At 72.0% G+C, this 17,077-nt stretch carries 14 protein-coding genes; 10 read left to right on the plus strand and 4 right to left on the minus strand.

What is annotated here, in order from left to right:
* Positions 1 to 8: 8 nt before the first annotated feature.
* The 3 genes from LO772_RS30570 to LO772_RS30580 all read right to left on the minus strand — a co-directional run bounded on the left by LO772_RS30570 (position 9) and on the right by LO772_RS30580 (position 3,619).
* Entirely contained in the window at positions 9 to 1,139 is a 1,131-nt protein-coding gene (locus LO772_RS30570; protein WP_231775260.1) for an acyl-CoA dehydrogenase family protein, read from the minus strand.
* Complete coding sequence (locus tag LO772_RS30575; protein WP_231775261.1) at positions 1,136 to 2,332, minus strand: acyl-CoA dehydrogenase family protein; 1,197 nt, start codon at positions 2,330 to 2,332, stop codon at positions 1,136 to 1,138. Before LO772_RS30575 ends, LO772_RS30570 begins: the two co-directional genes overlap by 4 nt.
* A gap of 72 nt (positions 2,333 to 2,404) precedes the next feature.
* The gene (locus tag LO772_RS30580) at positions 2,405 to 3,619 is read right to left on the minus strand and encodes a cytochrome P450 (RefSeq protein ID WP_231775262.1); all 1,215 of its coding nucleotides are present in this window, start codon (positions 3,617 to 3,619) and stop codon (positions 2,405 to 2,407) included.
* A 157-nt stretch (positions 3,620 to 3,776) separates the two neighbouring features.
* On the opposite strand from LO772_RS30580, the gene LO772_RS30585 reads away from it, so the two are divergent.
* From LO772_RS30585 to LO772_RS30600, 4 genes are all read left to right on the plus strand, one after another.
* The gene (locus LO772_RS30585) at positions 3,777 to 5,171 is read left to right on the plus strand and encodes an aldehyde dehydrogenase family protein (protein ID WP_231775263.1); all 1,395 of its coding nucleotides are present in this window, start codon (positions 3,777 to 3,779) and stop codon (positions 5,169 to 5,171) included.
* Positions 5,172 to 5,355: 184 nt separating this feature from the next.
* Entirely contained in the window at positions 5,356 to 6,201 is an 846-nt protein-coding gene (locus LO772_RS30590) for a cyclase family protein (protein WP_231775264.1), read from the plus strand.
* 23 nt (positions 6,202 to 6,224) lie between these two features.
* Positions 6,225 to 7,139: an enoyl-CoA hydratase gene (locus LO772_RS30595; protein WP_231775265.1), complete on the plus strand. Its 915-nt coding sequence runs from the start codon at positions 6,225 to 6,227 to the stop codon at positions 7,137 to 7,139.
* Positions 7,136 to 7,969 carry an SDR family NAD(P)-dependent oxidoreductase gene (locus LO772_RS30600; protein ID WP_231775266.1) on the plus strand — a complete coding sequence of 278 codons (834 nt, stop codon included), beginning with the start codon at positions 7,136 to 7,138 and terminating at the stop codon, positions 7,967 to 7,969. Before LO772_RS30595 ends, LO772_RS30600 begins: the two co-directional genes overlap by 4 nt.
* 79 nt (positions 7,970 to 8,048) lie before the next feature.
* Here the strand turns inward: LO772_RS30600 and LO772_RS30605 are convergent, their stop codons facing one another.
* The gene (locus tag LO772_RS30605; protein ID WP_269453118.1) at positions 8,049 to 9,758 is read right to left on the minus strand and encodes a class I adenylate-forming enzyme family protein; all 1,710 of its coding nucleotides are present in this window, start codon (positions 9,756 to 9,758) and stop codon (positions 8,049 to 8,051) included.
* A gap of 77 nt (positions 9,759 to 9,835) precedes the next feature.
* Between LO772_RS30605 and LO772_RS30610 the strand changes: the two genes are divergently transcribed.
* From LO772_RS30610 to LO772_RS30635, 6 genes are all read left to right on the plus strand, one after another.
* Positions 9,836 to 11,299: a carboxylesterase/lipase family protein gene (locus LO772_RS30610; protein WP_231775267.1), complete on the plus strand. Its 1,464-nt coding sequence runs from the start codon at positions 9,836 to 9,838 to the stop codon at positions 11,297 to 11,299.
* A gap of 4 nt (positions 11,300 to 11,303) precedes the next feature.
* A complete protein-coding gene (locus tag LO772_RS30615) occupies positions 11,304 to 12,149 on the plus strand; it encodes an amidohydrolase family protein (RefSeq protein ID WP_231775268.1) in 846 nt (281 codons plus the stop codon).
* The gene (locus tag LO772_RS30620) at positions 12,142 to 12,924 is read left to right on the plus strand and encodes an enoyl-CoA hydratase-related protein (protein ID WP_231775269.1); all 783 of its coding nucleotides are present in this window, start codon (positions 12,142 to 12,144) and stop codon (positions 12,922 to 12,924) included. Before LO772_RS30615 ends, LO772_RS30620 begins: the two co-directional genes overlap by 8 nt.
* Positions 12,921 to 13,403 carry a pyridoxamine 5'-phosphate oxidase family protein gene (locus LO772_RS30625; protein ID WP_231775270.1) on the plus strand — a complete coding sequence of 161 codons (483 nt, stop codon included), beginning with the start codon at positions 12,921 to 12,923 and terminating at the stop codon, positions 13,401 to 13,403. Before LO772_RS30620 ends, LO772_RS30625 begins: the two co-directional genes overlap by 4 nt.
* A gap of 123 nt (positions 13,404 to 13,526) precedes the next feature.
* Entirely contained in the window at positions 13,527 to 16,241 is a 2,715-nt protein-coding gene (locus tag LO772_RS30630; RefSeq protein ID WP_231775271.1) for a branched-chain amino acid ABC transporter permease/ATP-binding protein, read from the plus strand.
* Positions 16,238 to 16,999 carry an ABC transporter ATP-binding protein gene (locus LO772_RS30635; protein ID WP_231775272.1) on the plus strand — a complete coding sequence of 254 codons (762 nt, stop codon included), beginning with the start codon at positions 16,238 to 16,240 and terminating at the stop codon, positions 16,997 to 16,999. Before LO772_RS30630 ends, LO772_RS30635 begins: the two co-directional genes overlap by 4 nt.
* The last annotated feature ends 78 nt before the right edge of the window (positions 17,000 to 17,077 follow it).

Raw genomic sequence — 17,077 nt, forward strand, 5'->3', positions numbered from 1 at the left:
CTCCGGACTCAGGCCGAGGCGGCGTCGATGGTCAGGGCCGCCAGCCGGTCGAAATGCCGCGTGGTGGTGCCCAGCGTGAGACCGTTCGTGCCGGCCCGCTTGAAGTACAGGTGCGGCGAGCCCTCCCACGTGAAGCCGAGGCCGCCGTGGAGCTGGATCGCCCCGGCGCTGACGGCCTGGTAGGACTCGCTCGCCACGGCCTTGGCGAGTGCGGCCGCGAGCCGCGGGTCGTCGGTGCCGTCCTGGAGTGCCCAGACGCCGTGATAGGCCGCCGACCGGGCGGTCTCGACCGCGATCAGCAGGTTCGCGCAGCGGTGCTTGACCGCCTGGAACGCGCCGACGGGCTGGCCGAATTGCTTGCGCGTGCCGACGTGCGCGACGGTGGCGTCGAGCATCCGCTGCGCCCCGCCGACCGATTCGACGGCCAGCAGCACCGTGGCCACCAGCGCGGCCCGCTCGACGGCACCGACCGCCTCGGTGCCGGAGGCCAGCAGCCGTGCGGGCGTCGCGGCGAAGGAGACCGCGGCCTGGCGGCGCGTGAGGTCGAGGGTGGTCAGCGCGGTGCGGGTCAGGCCCTCGGCGTCCCCGGCCACGGCGAACAGCGCCGGGCCGTCCGGGGTCCGGGCCAGCACCAGCAGGGTGTCGGCGGCGGCTGCGTCGGGGACCTGGGCCGCCGCGCCGGTGAGCCGCCAGCCGTCGTTGTCGGTGGCCTCGATGGTGACGGCGTCCTCGTCCGGGACTCCGGTGGCGAGCGGGGCGACGAGCGTGGCCACGCGATCGCCGGTGCACAGCGGCGGCAGCAGCTCGCGCTTGGCGTTCTCGTCGGACAGCGCCACCAGCGTCGGCATGGCCAGCGCGAGGCTGCCGAGCACCGGCCCGCAGACCAGGGCCGCGCCGAGTTCGTCGACGACGACGGCCTGGGCGACCAGCCCGGCGCCGTCCCCGCCGTACGCCTCGGGGACGGCCAGGCCGAGGACGCCGAGCTCGGTGCCCAGCCGGCGCCACAGGCCCGGGTCGTGGCCCAGCTCGGATTCCATATGCTCGCGCACCACGGCCTCGGGGGACACCTCGGCGCAGAACTCGCGCAGCATCGAACGCAGTTGGACGATCTCGTCGTCGAACTCGAACTCCTGGCTCATCGGGGGATGTCCTTCCAGGCGACGCCCTTGTCGGCGCGCAGTTCCTGCGGCAGCTTGAGGACGCGTTCGCCGATGACGTTGCGCATGATCTCCGAGGTGCCGCCTTCGAGCGTGGTGGCGCGGGAACGCAGGTACTTGCGTTGGATCGCGGCCGGGCCGGACTCGTCGTCCGGCGCGTCGAGCGAGTAGGTGTCGATCAACGTCCCTTCCGGGCCGAGCAGTTCCAGGCAGAACTCGTAGACCGCCTGGGCCAGTTCGGAGTTGAGCAGCTTGATGATCGCGCTCTCGGCGCCGACCGCCCCCGTGCTCGCCGCCACCCGGGCCCGGTCGCCGGTCAGCCGCTGCGCCTCCGCCCGGACCCAGAGCCGGACCAGCCGGTCGCGCAGCACCGGGTCGTGCCGCTCGGGGTGCGCCGCCCACAGGGCCAGGGCGTCGGCGATCGGGCCGCTGCCCCGGGCCGCCACGCGGTCGCCGAGCGAGGTGCGTTCGTCGCCGAGGGTGCTGTTGGCGACGATCCAGCCCTCGCCGACCGCGCCGAACCGTTGGCTGTCGGGGATGTGCACGTCGTCGAGGAACACCTCGTTGAACGCGGCCCGCCCGGTGATCTGGCGCAGCGGCCGTACGGTGATCCCCGGGGACCGCATGTCGACCACGAAGAACGTCAGGCCCTTGTGCTTGGGCACGTCGGGATCGGTGCGGGCCAGCAGGATCGCCCAGCGGGAGAGGTGGGCCAGGCTGTTCCAGACCTTCTGGCCGTTCACCAGCCAGCCGTCGCCGTCGCGGACCGCCCGGGTGGCCAGGCCGGCCAGGTCGGATCCCGCGCCCGGCTCGCTGAACAGCTGGCACCACTTCTCCTCGCCGGTGGCCAGCGGGCGCAGCAGGCGGGCGGCGAACTCCCGGCCCGCGTAGCGGCGGATCGTGCCGGCCACGATGCCGTAGCCGATGGTGTTCACCGTCCGGGGCTCGGGCCCGCCGGCCTCGCGCATGACCCGGTTGGCCAGCGGCTGGAGGGCGCGGGGCGCGTCCAGGCCGCCGAGCCCGGCCGGGAAGTGCACCCAGGTCAGCCCGGCGTCGTACCAGGCGCCCATGAGCTGGGGGAGCGGAGTCGAGGCGGGCGGGTGCTCGGCCACCACCCGGCGGGCGGTGGCCTCGACCAGCTCGGCGTCGGGCGTGGTCGCCGGCTTTGCGGTCATCGGGCTCCTCGGGGACGACAGGGAAGAAGTCAGTGAATGACTTCAGCATAACTTGAACTTTGTTGTCTCGGCTCAGGCGAGCACGGCGTTCCCGACCCGCTCGCCCGGGGTGAAGCGGACGGGGATCGCGAACGGGCCCACCACCGACGGGGTCTGCGGGTGCTGGTGCCACACCACGTCGCCTGCCGGGCGCAGGTCGGGCAGGCGGGTGACCAGCGCCGTGAACATGGTCACCAGTTCGGCGCGGGCCAGGTGGGAGCCGAGGCAGAAGTGCCGCCCGGCGCCGAACGCGAGGTGCGGATTCGGCGAGCGGTGGATGTCGAAGGTGTCCGGGTCGGCGAACATCTCCGGGTCCCGGTTGGCCGCGCCGTAGTAGCCGACCAGCTTGGTGCCCTTGGCCACGGCGACCCCGGCGAACTCGGTGTCGCGCGCGGCGGTGCGGCGCTGGAACACGATGGGCGGGTCGAACCGCAGCATCTCCTCGACCGCCTGGGGCACCAGCGACGGGTCGTCGACGAGGGCGCGGTGCGCCTCGGGGTTCTGGAACAGCCGGTGCATGCCGGTGGCGAGGAGGTTGCGCGAGGTGTCGCTGCCGGCCGAGACCAGGAGCTGGAAGTCGAGCTGGAACTGGTGCTCGTCGAAGGGGATGTCCAGGACCTCCGCGTGGGCGATCTTGGTCAGCATGTCCTCGCGGGGCTCGGCCGTCCGCTCCCGGTAGGCGTCACTGGCCCAGGAGTAGAGCATCGCGGCGGCCTCGGCCCCGATGCCGTACGACGGATCGGTGCCCCGGGCCAGCGTCGCCGCGGCCTCGAACATCACCAGCGACTGCTCGCGCGGCAGGCCGATCAGGTCCGCCATGACGAAGCTGGCCATCCGGCCGGCGATGTCGTCGACGAAGTCGCACTCCCCCTTCTCGACGACGCGGTCGATGATGTCGTCGACCAGCCCGGCCAGCACGTCGTGCTGGGCCCGGACCGCTTTCACGCCGAGTTCCGGGCTGAGCAGCCTGCGGTGCGCGGTGTGGTGCGGCGCGTCGGAGAAGATCAGGTGGTGGTGGGTCTCGTCCCCGTGCAGGGCGGTGTCGCTGATCAGCGTGGTCGGGGCGTTGCGGTAGGTGTCCGCGTCCGTCTCCAGCGCCTTGACGTCCGCGTACCGGGTGAGGGCGTAGAAGCCGGGGCCGCCGGGCTCCGCGTGCCAGTGCACCGGGTCGTTCTCGCGCAGCCACTTGTACAGCTCGTAGGGCTGTCCCGCCACGTAGTGGGCGGGGTCGAGCAGGTCGATCTCCATGTGACACCTCGGCTGGGCGGTCGGATGAGCGTCAAGTGTTGTTCTACTTATCCTGTAACAATCTTGTACTTGGTCACAAGAGAAGGCTGCATTATTGTTTGGAAGGAGTAGAGCGTGAATCGACCATGACAGCGATGTGCCTGCCAGGAGGACACCGTTGAGCGCGACGACCCCCACGACCCGTACCTACCGGACGCACAACCCCGCCACCGGTGAGACCCTGCGCGAGTACGCCTTCCTGAGCGACGACGAGCTGGCGGCCAAACTGGCCCTCGCCCACCAGGCATACCTGGCCTGGCGCGAGGTGCCGATCGCCGAACGCGTCGCGCTGTTCCTCAAGGTGGCCGACCTGATCGAGGCCAGGCTTCCGGAGCTGGCCCGGCAGGCCACGCTGGAGATGGGCAAGACCCTCCGCGACTCCCTGGGCGAGGGCTCCGGCGCGGTGGGCATGTTCCGCTACTACGCCGAGCACGGCGAGGCCCAGCTCGCCGACGAGGTGATCGCGTCGCCGGGCTTCGCGAAGCTGGTGCTGCGCCGCGAGCCGGTCGGCGTCGTCCTCGGGATCGAGCCGTGGAACGCGCCGCTCTACCAGGCGATGCGGGCCACCGCCCCCAACCTGATCCTCGGCAACACCGTGATGGTGAAGCCGGCCGAGATCTGCCCCGGATCGACGCTGATGTTCGACGAGATCTTCCGCGAGGCCGGCTTCCCCGAGGGCTGCTACCAGACCGTCCTGGCCTCGACCGACCAGGTATCGGCGCTGATCGCCGACGACCGGGTGCGCGCCGTGACGCTCACGGGCTCCGACCGTGCGGGCTCGGCCGTCGGCGAGCAGGCGGGCCGGCACATCAAGCCGGTGGTCCTGGAACTGGGCGGCTCGGACGCCTTCATCGTGCTGGACTCGGCCTCCGTCGACCTCGCCGCCGGGACCGCCGCCGCCTGCCGCCTCGTGCTGGGCGGGCAGGCCTGCGCGCTCCCCAAGCGGGTCATCGTCACCGAGGGCGTCGCGGACGACTTCGTCGCGAAGTACGTTGCCGCGTTCGCCGCGCAGGTGGTGGGCGACCCGTTCGACGAGGACGTGACCGTCGGCCCGATGTCCAGCCAGGCCGCGGCCGACCTGTTGCAGGAGCAGCTCGACGACGCCGTCGCCAAGGGCGCCGCGGTGCTCCTGGAAGGCGGCAAGGCCGAGGGGCCGGGATCGTTCTTCACGCCCGCGGTGATCACCGGGGTCACCCCCGACATGCGGCTCTACCGCGAGGAGGCGTTTGGCCCGCTCGGCGTGGTCTACCGCGTGGCGGACACCGAGGCCGCGGTGCGGCTCGCCAACGACAGCCCCTACGGCCTCGGCGGCGCCGTCTTCGGGGAGGCCGAGGAGGCGCTGGCGGTGGCCGGTCGGATCGACACCGGCGGCGTCGGGGTGAACACCTTCCTGGGCTCGCCGACCGAGGCGCCGTTCGGCGGCACCAAGCGCTCCGGCGTCGGCCGTGAGCTGGGCGGCCGTACCGGCATCGACATGTTCGCGAACCTCAAGACGTACGGCTTCCCCACCTGACCCGGCTCCGCCCCAGCACGCCCCGGCACCAAGGAGTGTTCCGATCAGCACCCGTCGCACTGTCTCGCCCCGTCGCACGTACACCAAGTCCGAACTCGACGCGCTCGCGCTCCGCTACCGCACCTGGGGCACGTGGGGCCCGGACGACGAGGCCGGCGCGCTCAACCACATCACCCCCGAACGGGTGGCCGCGGCGGCCGCGCTGGTGCGTACGGGCAAGACGTTCTCCCTGGCCATCCCGCTCGACCGCGACGGCCCCATGCCCTCGCGGACCGCGCGCGTGAACCCGCAGCACCAGATGTACAAGCACGGGGGCGACCTGCTGGCCGACTGGGACAACGCCCGCCACGGCATGCAGTCCACCGACGACGGCATCTACATGCCGTTGCAGTGCGCCACCCAGTGGGACGCCTTCTGCCATGTCTTCTACGACGGCGTCACCTACAACGGGCACGGCCCCGAGAGCGTCACCAGCCAGGGCGCCGTGCACAACAGCATCGCCCAGGTGGCCGACCGGGTGGTCGGCCGCGGCGTCCTGCTCGACTTCCCGCGGTTCTACGGCGTCGACTGGCTTGAACCCGAGGACGCCATCCAGGACGTCGACATCGCGGCGTGCGCGAAGGCCCAGGGCGTCGAGATCGGCCCGGGCGACATCGTCCTGATCCGCACCGGCCACATGCGCCGGCGCAGGTCCGAGGGGCAGCAGCACTGGGGCGACTACGCCGCCGGCCCCGCGCCCGGCCTGGGGGTCAGCAGCGCCGACTACCTGTTGCCGCGGAAGATCGCCGCGGTCGCGGGGGACACGTGGGGCCTGGAGAGCGTGCCGAGCGAGTCCCTGCCCGAGGCCAAGTTCGCCCTGCACGTGATCTTCCTGGTCAACGCCGGGGTGCTGATCGGGGAGATCTGGGACCTCGAGGACCTGGCCGCGGACTGTGCCGCCGACGGTGTCTACGAGTGCTTCCTGAGCGCACCGCCGCTCACCGTGACCGGCGCGGTCGGCTCGCCGCTCAACCCGATCGCCGTCAAGTGACCGACCCCCGAGGAGGGACGACCATGCCGGACTACCGGTTCATTACCTATGAACTGCTCGACGAAGGGACCATCGCCCGGATCGCGCTGAACCGTCCGCGCTACCGCAACGCCCAAAACCGCTCGCTGCTCGTCGAGTTGGACGAGGCGATGCTCCGGGCCGAGGCGGACGACACGGTGCGCGTGGTGATCCTCGCCGGCAACGGCATGACGTTCTCCTCCGGCCACGACATGGGCACCCCCGAGCGCGCGGTCGAGCGGGCCGAAGGACCGGACCAGCACCCGACGTTCCGGGTCAACGGAGGCACCAAGGTCAGCACCGAGAAGCGCATGGTCCAAGAGTGGCACTACTACTACCAGAACTCGCTGCGGTGGCGGAATCTGCGCAAGATCACCATCTGCTCGGTGCAGGGGCCGGTGCACGCGGCCGGCCTGACCTTCGCGTGGTCCTGCGACCTGATCGTCGGCGCCGAGGGCACGACGTTCTCCGACCCCGTCGGTACGCGCCTGGGCATGTGCGGTGTCGAATACTTCGCCCACCCCTGGGAGTTCGGCCTGCGGCGCACCAAGGAACTGATGCTCACCGGCGGTGACGTCACCATCGACGAGGCCCAGCGCATCGGCATGGTGAGTCAGATCTACCCGGCCGACGAACTGGTCGAGCGGACCTTGGAGTACGCCCGCGAGATCGCCAAGCGGCCGACCATGACCGCCTTGATGATCAAGGAGGCGGTCAACCAGACCCAGGACAATATGGGCTTCCACAACGCGCTCCAGGCCTGTTTCAGCCTGCACCAGATCAACCACGCGCACTGGGCCGAGATCCACGGCGGGCGGGTGGCCCACGCGACGATCGAGGACGGGGCCGTGGACTGGCGCAAAGGCGCCTCGTCGGCCAAGCCCGACCAGGACCCGCAGGCGGCGGAGGTGGCCCGGTGAACGAGCCGTGGACCGATCGGGACGCGGATTGGACGCCCGACTACGCGGGCCTGATGCGGCTCGACGGCCACGTGCATGTGGTTCTGGGCGCCGGGTTCGGCATCGGGCGGCAGACCGCGCACGCGCTGTCCGCCTTCGGCGCCACGGTGGTGTGCGTCGACCGCGACCAGGAGCGCGCCGGGAAGGTGGCGGCCGAGGTCGGCGGCATCGCGTGGACCGGCGACATCACCGACCGTGACGCGATGGCGGGCCTGTTCGACTTCGTCGAGGAGCGCTGCGGGCGCCTCGACGGCGTCGTCGACATCGTCGGGCTGTCGATCTACCGGCAGGTCCAGGACCTGTCCGACGACGACTGGCTGTTCCACGTCGACATCGTGCTCAAGCACGCGTACCTGGCGATCAGTTACGCCGCGAAGTTCTGGGAGCGCACCGGCACCGGAGGCTCGATGGCCTTCGTCGCCTCCGTGGCGGGGCTGGCGAGTTCGCCCAAGCTGGGCGCGTACGGGGCGATGAAGGCGGCGCTCATGTCCCTGGTGCGCACATCGGCGGTGGAGTTGGGCCCGCTCGGAGTCCGGGTCAACGCGGTGGCGCCGGGCATCATCCGGACGCCGCGCCAGCAGGCCAACCCGCGCTGGACCCCGGAGCTCGTCCAGGCCAACGTCGACAAGACGCCGCTGGGCAAGCCGGCCTACCCGTCGGACATCGCCAGTGTCCTGCTGTTCCTGGTCTCGCCGCTCGCCGGGCACGTCACGGGTGAGACGGTCGTCGTCGACGGCGGCAACCACGTGTTGTTCAACGTCAGTTCGCCCGAGCCGGAGCGCAGGGCCTGAGACGGGACAGCCGCCGCCCTCCGTCGCGTCGTCGACGGAGGACGGCCCGGTGGTCCGGGTGGAGACCGGTGCGCCCGGTTCAGCCGGCGGTCGGCCGCAGCAGGTCGCCCAGCGGCAGGGCCTTCGGGATGTCCCGCTTGACCACCTTGCCGCTGGAGGTGCGGGGGAGAGCGTCGTCGACCAGGGCGATCCGTACCGGCACCTTGAACGCCGCCAGGTGACCGGCGGCGAAGCCGCGCAGCGCCTCGGCGTCGAGCCCGCTGCCGGGCCGGAGCCGGACGACGGCGACGAGTTCCTCGCCCAGCGCCGGGTGCGGCGCGCCCAACGCGGCCGCCTCGACGACGTCGGGGTGGGCGTTCAGCACGGCCTCGACCTCGGCGCACTGGATGTTCTCGCCGCCGCGGATCACGGTGTCCTTGAGCCGCCCGACGATGTAGACCAGACCGGCGGCGTCGATCCTGCCCAGGTCGCCGGTGCGGAACCAGCCGTCGCGGAACTCGGCGGCGTCGGGCACCCCGAGGTAGCCCGCCACCACCTGGGGGCCGCGGATGGCGATCTCGCCCTCCTCGCCGGCACCGAGCCGCCGCCCGTCCTCGTCCAGGATCGCCACCTCGGCGGTGGGGAGCGGGCGTCCGACACTGTCCGGGTGTTCGGCGAAGTCGGCCGCCGAGATCGAGACCACGCCCGAGGTCGTCTCGGTCAGCCCGTAGCCCGTGCGCGGGGTGACCCGGTCGCCGAACCGCTCGGCCACCGCCGCGATCACCTTGGTGGGCACGGCGGACCCGCCCATCCCGAGCACCCGCAGACTGTCCAGGTCGTGCCCGGCCGCGGCCGCCAGGAAGGTCTGGATCACGAACGGCGGTCCGGCCAGCTCGTTGGCCCGTTCCGTCCCGACCAGGCGGACCGCCTCCTCGGCGTCCCACTTGTACATGAGCACCAGGCAGTGCCCGGAGTACGCGGCGGTGTAGAGGGTGTTGAGGCCCGCGATGTGGAAGAACGGGAAGGTCACGACCTTGGTCGACGGCGCCGGGGGCAGGATCTCGTGCGGGCCGTCGGGGGTGGCGGGCTCGATGCGCATCGCCCGGATCAGCTTGTTGAGCAGCGACGCCGCGTGGTTGCGGTGCGTGTGCAGCGCGCCCTTGGGCTTGGCGGTGGTCCCGGACGTGAACATGATCGTCGACGGGTCCCCGGGGGCGACCTCGGCGTCGGGTGGGGCGACCGGGCGGCCGGCGTCCGCCACCACGGCGTCGAAGCCCACCACGTCGACCCGGGCCGCGGGTGTCTCGGCGCAGCGCACCGCGACCACGGTGCGAACGCCGCTCGCGGCCAGGTCCTCGTCGGCCAGCAGCGCGATCCGCTCGCGGTCGGCCACCAGCACCACCGGACGGGACTCCGCGACGACGTCGGCCAGTTCCCGGGTCCGCAGCCAGCCGTTGTAGGGCACGGCGACGGCGCCGACGACCTGGGCGGCCCAGAAGGTGAAGACGAACTCGGGGTAGTTGCGCATCGCGATCCCGACGCGGTCGCCCTTGGCGACCCCCAGCCCGCGCAGCGCGTGGGCGAGGGCGACCACCGTGTCCCACTGGTCGTGGTAGGTCCAGCGGCGGTCCCGGTACACGAGAGCGGTCCGGTCGCCGTGCGCGGTGGTGGCCAGGAAGGCGTCGCGCAGGGTGCGCGGGTCCCGGTCGAACACCTCCAGGGGGCCGTGGCCGAGGTCGACCCGGGCCAGCGGGAACGCCCCGCCGGGCGCGGTCAGGATCCGGAGCCGGGACACCTCGTCCAAGGGCATGAGGCACTGCCTTTCGCGTGTCTGCAATGGTGTTACATAATAACAACACAAGTTGAAGCTTGTTGAGGAGGGCAATCGTGGATGTGACCACCCGGCAGGGCACCTTCCGAGGGGCGCCGACGAGCGGCGGCTGGTCCTTCAAGGGGATCCCGTACGCGGCCGCCCCCCTCGGCGAGGCCCGGTTCGCGGCCCCCCGCCCGCCGGAGCCGCACGAGGGTGTCGCCGACGCGACGGGCTACGGCGCCACGGTCTCCACCCCGCCGCAGCGATCGGCGGTGATGGACGCCCTCCTGCCGGACCCGCGGCGCCCCGGGCCCAACGGCTTGAACCTCAACGTCTGGACCCCGGACGCCACGGGCCGCGCACCGGTCCTGGTCTTCGTGCACGGCGGCGGATTCGCCACCGGAGCCGGCTCGACCACCGCCTTCGACGGCACCGCGTTCGCCCGGGACGGCATCGTCGCGGTGACGATCAACTACCGCCTGGCCGCCGAGGGTTTCGGGTTCTTCCCGGACGCCGTACCCAACCGCGGGGTGCTCGACATCGTCGCCGCCCTGGAGTGGGTCCGGGCCGAGATCGCCGCCTTCGGGGGCGACCCGGCGCGGGTGACGATCTGCGGGCAGTCGGCGGGCGCGATGGCCGTCTGCACGCTGCTGGCCGTGCCGCGGGCCCGCGGGCTGTTCCGCCGGGCGATCTCGCAGAGCGGCACCGCCCACCACGTCCACACGATCGAGCGGGCGCAACTGGTGTCCGCCGAACTGGCCCGCGAGCTGGGGACCAAGCCGACCGCCGAGGCGATCGCCGCGGTGCCGGAAGACCGGCTGCACGCGGCGAGCAACGCCGTCATGAACCGGCTGACCTCCGGCCGCGACCCCAGGTTCGCCGGGTTCACGCGGCTGACCTTCCAGCCGGTCGTCGACGGCGACATCCTCCCCGAACACCCGTTCCCGGCCGTGGCCGCGGGCGCGAGTTCCGGCGTTGACCTGCTGATCGGCGCCAACGCCGACGAGTACGGCCTGTTCGTCGCCCCCACCGGTATGTGGGACACGCTGAACGAGGACGCGCTGCGGGCGTCCACCGCGCGGATCTGCCCCGACCCCGACGCGATGATCGCGGCGTACCGGGCCCGGCGCCCGGACGCGAGTCCGGCCGAGCTGTTCGTCGCGATCCAGTCCGACTGGTTCTGCGTCGCCCCCACCGAGCGGCTCGTCGCCGCGCGCCGAGAGGGCACGTACGCCTACCAGTTCGCCTGGCGGCCCCCGACGTACGACGGCCGGGTCGGCGCCTGCCACACCCTCGAGATCCCGTTCGTCTTCGACACCCTCGACGACCCCTGGGGCAGCGAGCTGCGCGGGACCGGCGCCCCGCAGGCGGTGGCCGACGAAGTGCACGCCGCCTGGGTGGCGTTCGTCCGCGACGGCGACCCGGGGTGGCCGGCGCACGGCGCGGCCGGGACGGTCCGCCGCTTCGGGGCGCCGAGCGAGACGGTGACCGATCCGTGGGCGGAGGCCCGCGAGACCTGGGCCGGACGGGACTTCTGACGCGATGCTGATCCTCGACGCGCAGGTCCATGTGTGGAAGGCGTCCACGCCGGAGCGCCCGTGGCCGGCCGACGCCATCGAGCCGCAGCGCCCGGTGCCGCTCGAAGTGCCGGAGGTGGCCGCCGAGTTGGCCGGCGCGGGGGTTTCCGGGGCGCTGCTGCTCGGCCCGACGTGGGAGGGGTCGCGCAACGACTACGTGCTGGCCGCGGCCGCCTCCGATCCCTCCCGGTACGGCGCGATCTGCCGCTGGGACACCGGCAGTTCCGCCGACGCCGAGCGGCTGGCCGACTGGCGCTCGGTCGCCGGGATGCGGGCGATCCGGATGTCGCTCAACCGCGGCGACGTCGCGGGCGTCCTGGCCGCGGCCCGGCGCAGCGGATTCTTCGCCGCGGCCGAGCGCCACGGGGTGCCGCTCAGCGTCTACGCTCCCGGCCGGTACGACCTCTACCGCGACCTGGCCGAGGCGTACCCCGGCCTGCGGATCGCGATCGACCACGCCGCGGTCGAGACGTCCGACCGTCCCCTGGCCGAGGCGGTCGCCCCGCTGGCCGGGCTGGCCGCCTACCCGAACCTCGCGGTCAAGGCCTCGGCGCTGCCGTGCTTCCTCGACCCGGCCGCGGAGGCGCGCCCCTACCCGTCGATCACCGAGGCGGTGTACCGCATGGTCGAGGCGTTCGGCGCCGAGCGGGTGTTCTTCGGCTCCGACCTGTCCCGGTTGCCGGTGCCCTACGCCGACCTCGTCGACGTCTTCGTGCACCATCTGCCCGGGTTGTCCGACGCCGAGCGGGCGCTGGTCTGCGGCCGCGGGCTGGCCGGGTGGCTGGGGTGGCGGGAGGCGTGCGGTGCCTGACTTCGTACGGGTCGCGACGCGCGGCCCGGTCCTGCTGGTCACGCTGGACCGCCCGGCCAAGCGCAACGCGGTGAACGCCGAGATGACCCTCGCCCTCGACGCCGCGTTCGACCGGCTCGACGGCGACCCCGCGCTGCGGGTCGGGGTGCTCGCGGCCGAGGGGCCGTACTTCTGCGCCGGCACCGACCTGCGGACCGGCGCCGGGCCGCACACCGCACGGGGCGGGATGTACGGCGTCATCCGTCGCCGCCGACACAAGCCGCTGGTGGCCGCGGTCGCCGGGCCGGCACTGGGCGGTGGGTTCGAACTGGTGCTCGTGGCCGACCTGGTGGTGGCGTCCCGCGACGCGTGGTTCGCGCTGCCCGAGACCACGCGCGGGCGGGTGCCCGCGGGCGGGGGCCTGTTCCGCGCGCCGGACCGGCTGCCGCGCAACATCGCCGTCGAACTGATGCTCACCGCCGGGAGGCTGGAGGCGGAGCGGGCCCATCACCTCGGGCTGGTGAACCGGCTGACCGAGCCGAACGACGTCCTCGCGGAGGCGCTGGACCTCGCCCTGGCCACCTGCGGGGGAGCGCCCGAGGCGGTGGCCGAGCTGTTCACCGCGCTGCACGCGTCATCCGCCGCCGACGACGCGGCCGGCTGGGCCGCCACACACACCGCGAGGACCACCCTGCTGGCCTCGGACGACCGCACCGAAGGCAACGCCGCGTTCGTCGAGCGCCGCGCTCCGCGCTGGGTCCCCGACGACGACGTACGCAAGGAGGTGCTCGGATGAGGGAGCAGCGACGCGGCCGGTCGATCGCGATGACGCGCGACGAGGTCGGCGTTTTCCTGGACGCCGAGCGGGTCTGCCGGGTGGCCACGATCGGTGCCGACGGACACCCCCACGTGGTGCCGCTCTGGTTCGTCTGGGACGGCTCCGCGCTGTGGCTGAACTCCGTCGTCCGCAGCAGGCGGTGGGCCGACCTGCGGCGGGACCCCCGGGTCTCGGTGGTCGTCGACGCCGGGGACGACTTCGACGAGCTGCGCGGCGTCGAGCTGTTCGGCGAGGTCGAGGTGGCCTCGGAGGTGCCCCGCACGTCCGAGCCACGGCCGGAGCTGACCGACGTCGAGCGTCGTTACGCCGAGAAGTACTCCGGTACGCCCGATTTCGTGGCCGACGGACGGCACGCGTGGCTCCGGATGCGCCCCGCCGCGGTGGTGAGCTGGGACTTCCGCAAGAACCCGGCGCTGAAACCGCGCCGGAGCGGTTGACGCCGCTCCGGACCCCGAGCATGATTACAACATCATTATAGGATGGCTGTAACTTGGCTTGAAAAAGATTGAAGCCGAGCCGTCCGGCCCGCGACGACGCGTCGCCTGACCCGAGGTACGCCCGTGGACACCTTCTTGCCCTTCATCGTCTCCGGTCTGGTGACCGGATCGGTCCTGGGCCTGGCCGGCACCGGCCTGGTCCTGACCTACAAGACGTCCGGCATCTTCAACATCGGCCACGGGGCGATCGCCGCCGCTGCCGCGTTCGTCTTCTACTGGCTGCACATCGACCACCAACTCGACTGGTGGCTGGCCGGATTCATCGCCGTGTTCGTGTTCGGGCCGCTGTCCGGCCTGGTGCTGTCCGCGGTGAGCCTCAAACTCAGCAACCAGCGGCCCGCCCTCAAGGTCGTCGCCACGGTCGGCGTCGTGCTCCTGGTCCAGGGGCTGGCCACGGTCAAGTACGGCTTCAACGCCCTCCGGCTGCCGCCGTTCCTGCCCAAGGCGACCGAGATCGTCCGCATCGGCGGCGTCAACATCACGTACGCCCAGATCACCATCATGGCGATCTCGCTGGTCGCCGTGACGCTGCTCTACTACTTCTTCCGGGTCAGCCGGACCGGCCTGGCGATGCGGGCCGTCGTCAACGACCCCGACCTGGTCGCTTTGCACGGCACCAGCCCGCAGGCGGTGCAGCGGCTCTCCTGGAGCATCGGCTCCTCGTTCGCGGCGATGTCCGGCGTCCTGATCGCCCCGACCATGGGCATCGACTCGGTGACCATGACCTTCCTGGTGGTCCAGGCGTTCGGCGCCGCGGCGGTCGGCGCCTTCTCGAACATCCCGCTGACCTATGTCGGCGCGCTGGCGGTCGGCGTGGCGTCCAACGTCATCACCAAGTTCGCCACCGACACCCCCGCCCTGCGCGGCCTGAACACCGCGCTGCCGTTCATCCTGCTCCTGGTCGCGCTCATGGCCATCCCCAAGCGCAAGCTCGACCTGCCGTCGCGCGCCGAGCAGCCACCGAAGATCCCCTACCAGGGGCCGCTCGGCACGCGGCTGATCGGCGGTGCCGTGGTCCTCGCGTTCCTGCTGATCGCGCCGAACCTGTTCAGCGGCCAGCTCACCTACCTGACCGTCGGGCTGACCCAGGCCATCGTGCTGTTCTCGCTCGGCCTCCTGGTCCGCACGGCCGGCATGGTCTCCCTGTGCCAGGCGGTGTTCGCCGCGATCGGCGCCGTCACCTTCGCCCAGGTCGCCGAGGGCTGGGGCCTGCCCTGGCTGGTCGGCGTGCTGCTCTCGGCGCTGATCGTGGTGCCGGTGGCGGCCCTGCTGGCGCTCCCGGCGATCCGGCTCCAGGGCCTGTTCCTGGCCCTGGCCACGCTCGGCTTCGGCCTGTCGATGGAGGGCTGGGCGTACCAGAAGGACTGGTTCTTCGGCACCACCGGCACCGGGCGCCCGATGCCGCGGTCGGGCGGCATGGACTCCGACGAGAACTGGTACTACGTCGTGCTGGCCTTCTTCGTGGTTGCCGCCCTGCTGATGGTGGTGATCCACACCAGCCGGCTGGGCCGCACGCTGCGGGGCCTGTCCGAGGCGACGCTCGCGGTGCGCACCCTGGGCCTGAACACGAACCTGCTCAAGCTGATCGTGTTCTGCATCGCCGGGTACTTCGCCGGCATCGGCGGGATCCTCTACGGCAGCACGGTGAACTACTCCGTGCTGGGCGACCAGTACTACGCGGCGTACTACTCGCTGGTGATGGTGGCGACGCTCGCGCTGATGCCGTTCCGCGAGCCCTGGTACGCGGTGGTGGCCGTGGTCGCCGCGATGATCCCGGCGTTCTGGCACAGTCCCAACGCCCAACCGTGGCTCAACGTGATGTTCGGCTTCTTCGCCATCGTCATCGCCACCCAAGGCGGCGCCGACACGCTGCCGCAGAAGGCCCGCGACTGGATCGACCGGCGGTTCCGCCGGAAGCAGGACACCGGCCCGCTGGTGGCGGTCGAGTCCGACCCCTGGACGATGCCGTCGCACGCCAGCGGCCTGGAGATCCGCGACCTGACCATCCGGTACGGCGGCCGTACCGCCGTGGACCAGGTGAGCCTGACGGCCCCGGTCGGCCGGATCACCGGTCTGATCGGCCCCAACGGCGCCGGAAAGACGACCCTGTTCAACGCGGCCGGCGGCCTGCTCACCCCGGCCGGCGGGTCGGTGCTGCTGCAAGGCCAGGACGTCACCGGTCTCAACGCCGCGGCGCGGGGCCGCCGCGGGCTGGGACGGACGTTCCAGCTGATGCAGCTCGCCGACTCGCTCACGGTGGGCCAGAACGTCGCCCTCGGGGTGGAGTCCGGCCTGGCCGGCTCCAACCTGCGCGGCCAGATCCTGGCCACCCGGTCGGAACGCCGCGAGACGCTCGAGGCCGCCGAGTACGCCATGGAGCTGTGCGGCATCAGCGACCTGCGCAACGTGAACGCGGGGCAACTCTCGACCGGCCAGAGACGCCTGGTCGAGCTGGCACGCTGCCTCAGCGGCCCGTTCGACACGCTGCTGCTGGACGAGCCGTCCTCCGGCCTCGACCCGATGGAGACCGAGAAGTTCGGGGAGACGCTGACGCGGGTGGTCCGAACCCGCGGCTGCGGCATCCTCCTGGTCGAGCACGACATGGCCCTGGTCCTGCGGATCTGCGCGGACATCTACGTCCTGGACTTCGGCAAGCTGCTGTTCCACGGCACCCCGGACGAAGTCCGCACCAGCCCCGTCGTGCGGGCGGCCTACCTCGGCTCCGAGACCGAGATCCGAGACGACCTGAGCGACGAGATCGAGGAGGCGGTCCGATGACCGACCAGCTCACCCGGGCCGGGGCGAACGGCGCCCTCGCCGCCAAGGCGGACGCCCCCGCTCTGGAACTGCGGAACGTCCACGCCAGTTACGGCACCACGACCGTGCTCCGGGACGTCTCGCTGAGCGTGGCCCCCGGCTCGGTCACCGCGCTGATCGGCCCCAACGGCGCCGGCAAGACCACGTCGCTGCGGGTGGCCTCCGGGCTGATGCGACCGAACGGCGGCCAGGTGTTCGTCGACGGGGTCGACGTCACGAAGTCGTCCGCGGCCCGCCGGGCCAAGCAGGGCATGTGCCATGTCCCCGAGGGGCGCGGGGTCTACCGGAACCTGACGGTGCGGGAGAACCTGCTCATGCAGGCCAACTCCTCGAACGCCAAGGAGACCATCGAGATCGCCACGTCGGTCTTCCCCCGGCTGGGCGAGCGCCTGTCCCAGAAGGCGGGCACCATGTCCGGCGGCGAGCAGCAGATGCTGGCTCTGTCGGCGGCGTACGTGGCCAACCCCAAACTCGTCCTCGTCGACGAGCCGTCGCTTGGCCTCGCACCGATCATCGTGGACCTGGTCTTCGACTTCCTGAAGACCCTGCGCGAGAAGGACACCGCCCTCCTGCTGGTCGACCAGTACGCCCTGCGCACCCTGGCCATCGCCGACCACGCCTACGTCCTGCGCCGCGGCGAGATCGCCTACGACGGCGACGCGGCGGACCTGCTCCAGGGCAACATGTTCGAGCAGTACATCGGCGAGGGCACCACCTGACCCGCACCCCCACCTGACTGCCCCGGACGGGACGCCACCCAGGCGTCCCGTCCGGGGCAGTGCCCGTTGGTGCCCGGG

Source organism: Yinghuangia sp. ASG 101, assembly GCF_021165735.1.
Taxonomy (GTDB): Bacteria; Actinomycetota; Actinomycetes; order Streptomycetales; family Streptomycetaceae; genus Yinghuangia.

Coding starts and splice junctions, on each gene's coding strand:
- LO772_RS30570 (WP_231775260.1), bottom strand. CDS start 1,139: ATGAGCCAGGAGTTCGAGTTCGACGACGAGATCGTCCAACTGCGTTCG.
- LO772_RS30575 (WP_231775261.1), bottom strand. CDS start 2,332: ATGACCGCAAAGCCGGCGACCACGCCCGACGCCGAGCTGGTCGAGGCC.
- LO772_RS30580 (WP_231775262.1), bottom strand. CDS start 3,619: ATGGAGATCGACCTGCTCGACCCCGCCCACTACGTGGCGGGACAGCCC.
- LO772_RS30595 (WP_231775265.1), top strand. CDS start 6,225: ATGCCGGACTACCGGTTCATTACCTATGAACTGCTCGACGAAGGGACC.
- LO772_RS30605 (WP_269453118.1), bottom strand. CDS start 9,758: ATGCCCTTGGACGAGGTGTCCCGGCTCCGGATCCTGACCGCGCCCGGC.
- LO772_RS30615 (WP_231775268.1), top strand. CDS start 11,304: ATGCTGATCCTCGACGCGCAGGTCCATGTGTGGAAGGCGTCCACGCCG.
- LO772_RS30625 (WP_231775270.1), top strand. CDS start 12,921: ATGAGGGAGCAGCGACGCGGCCGGTCGATCGCGATGACGCGCGACGAG.
- LO772_RS30635 (WP_231775272.1), top strand. CDS start 16,238: ATGACCGACCAGCTCACCCGGGCCGGGGCGAACGGCGCCCTCGCCGCC.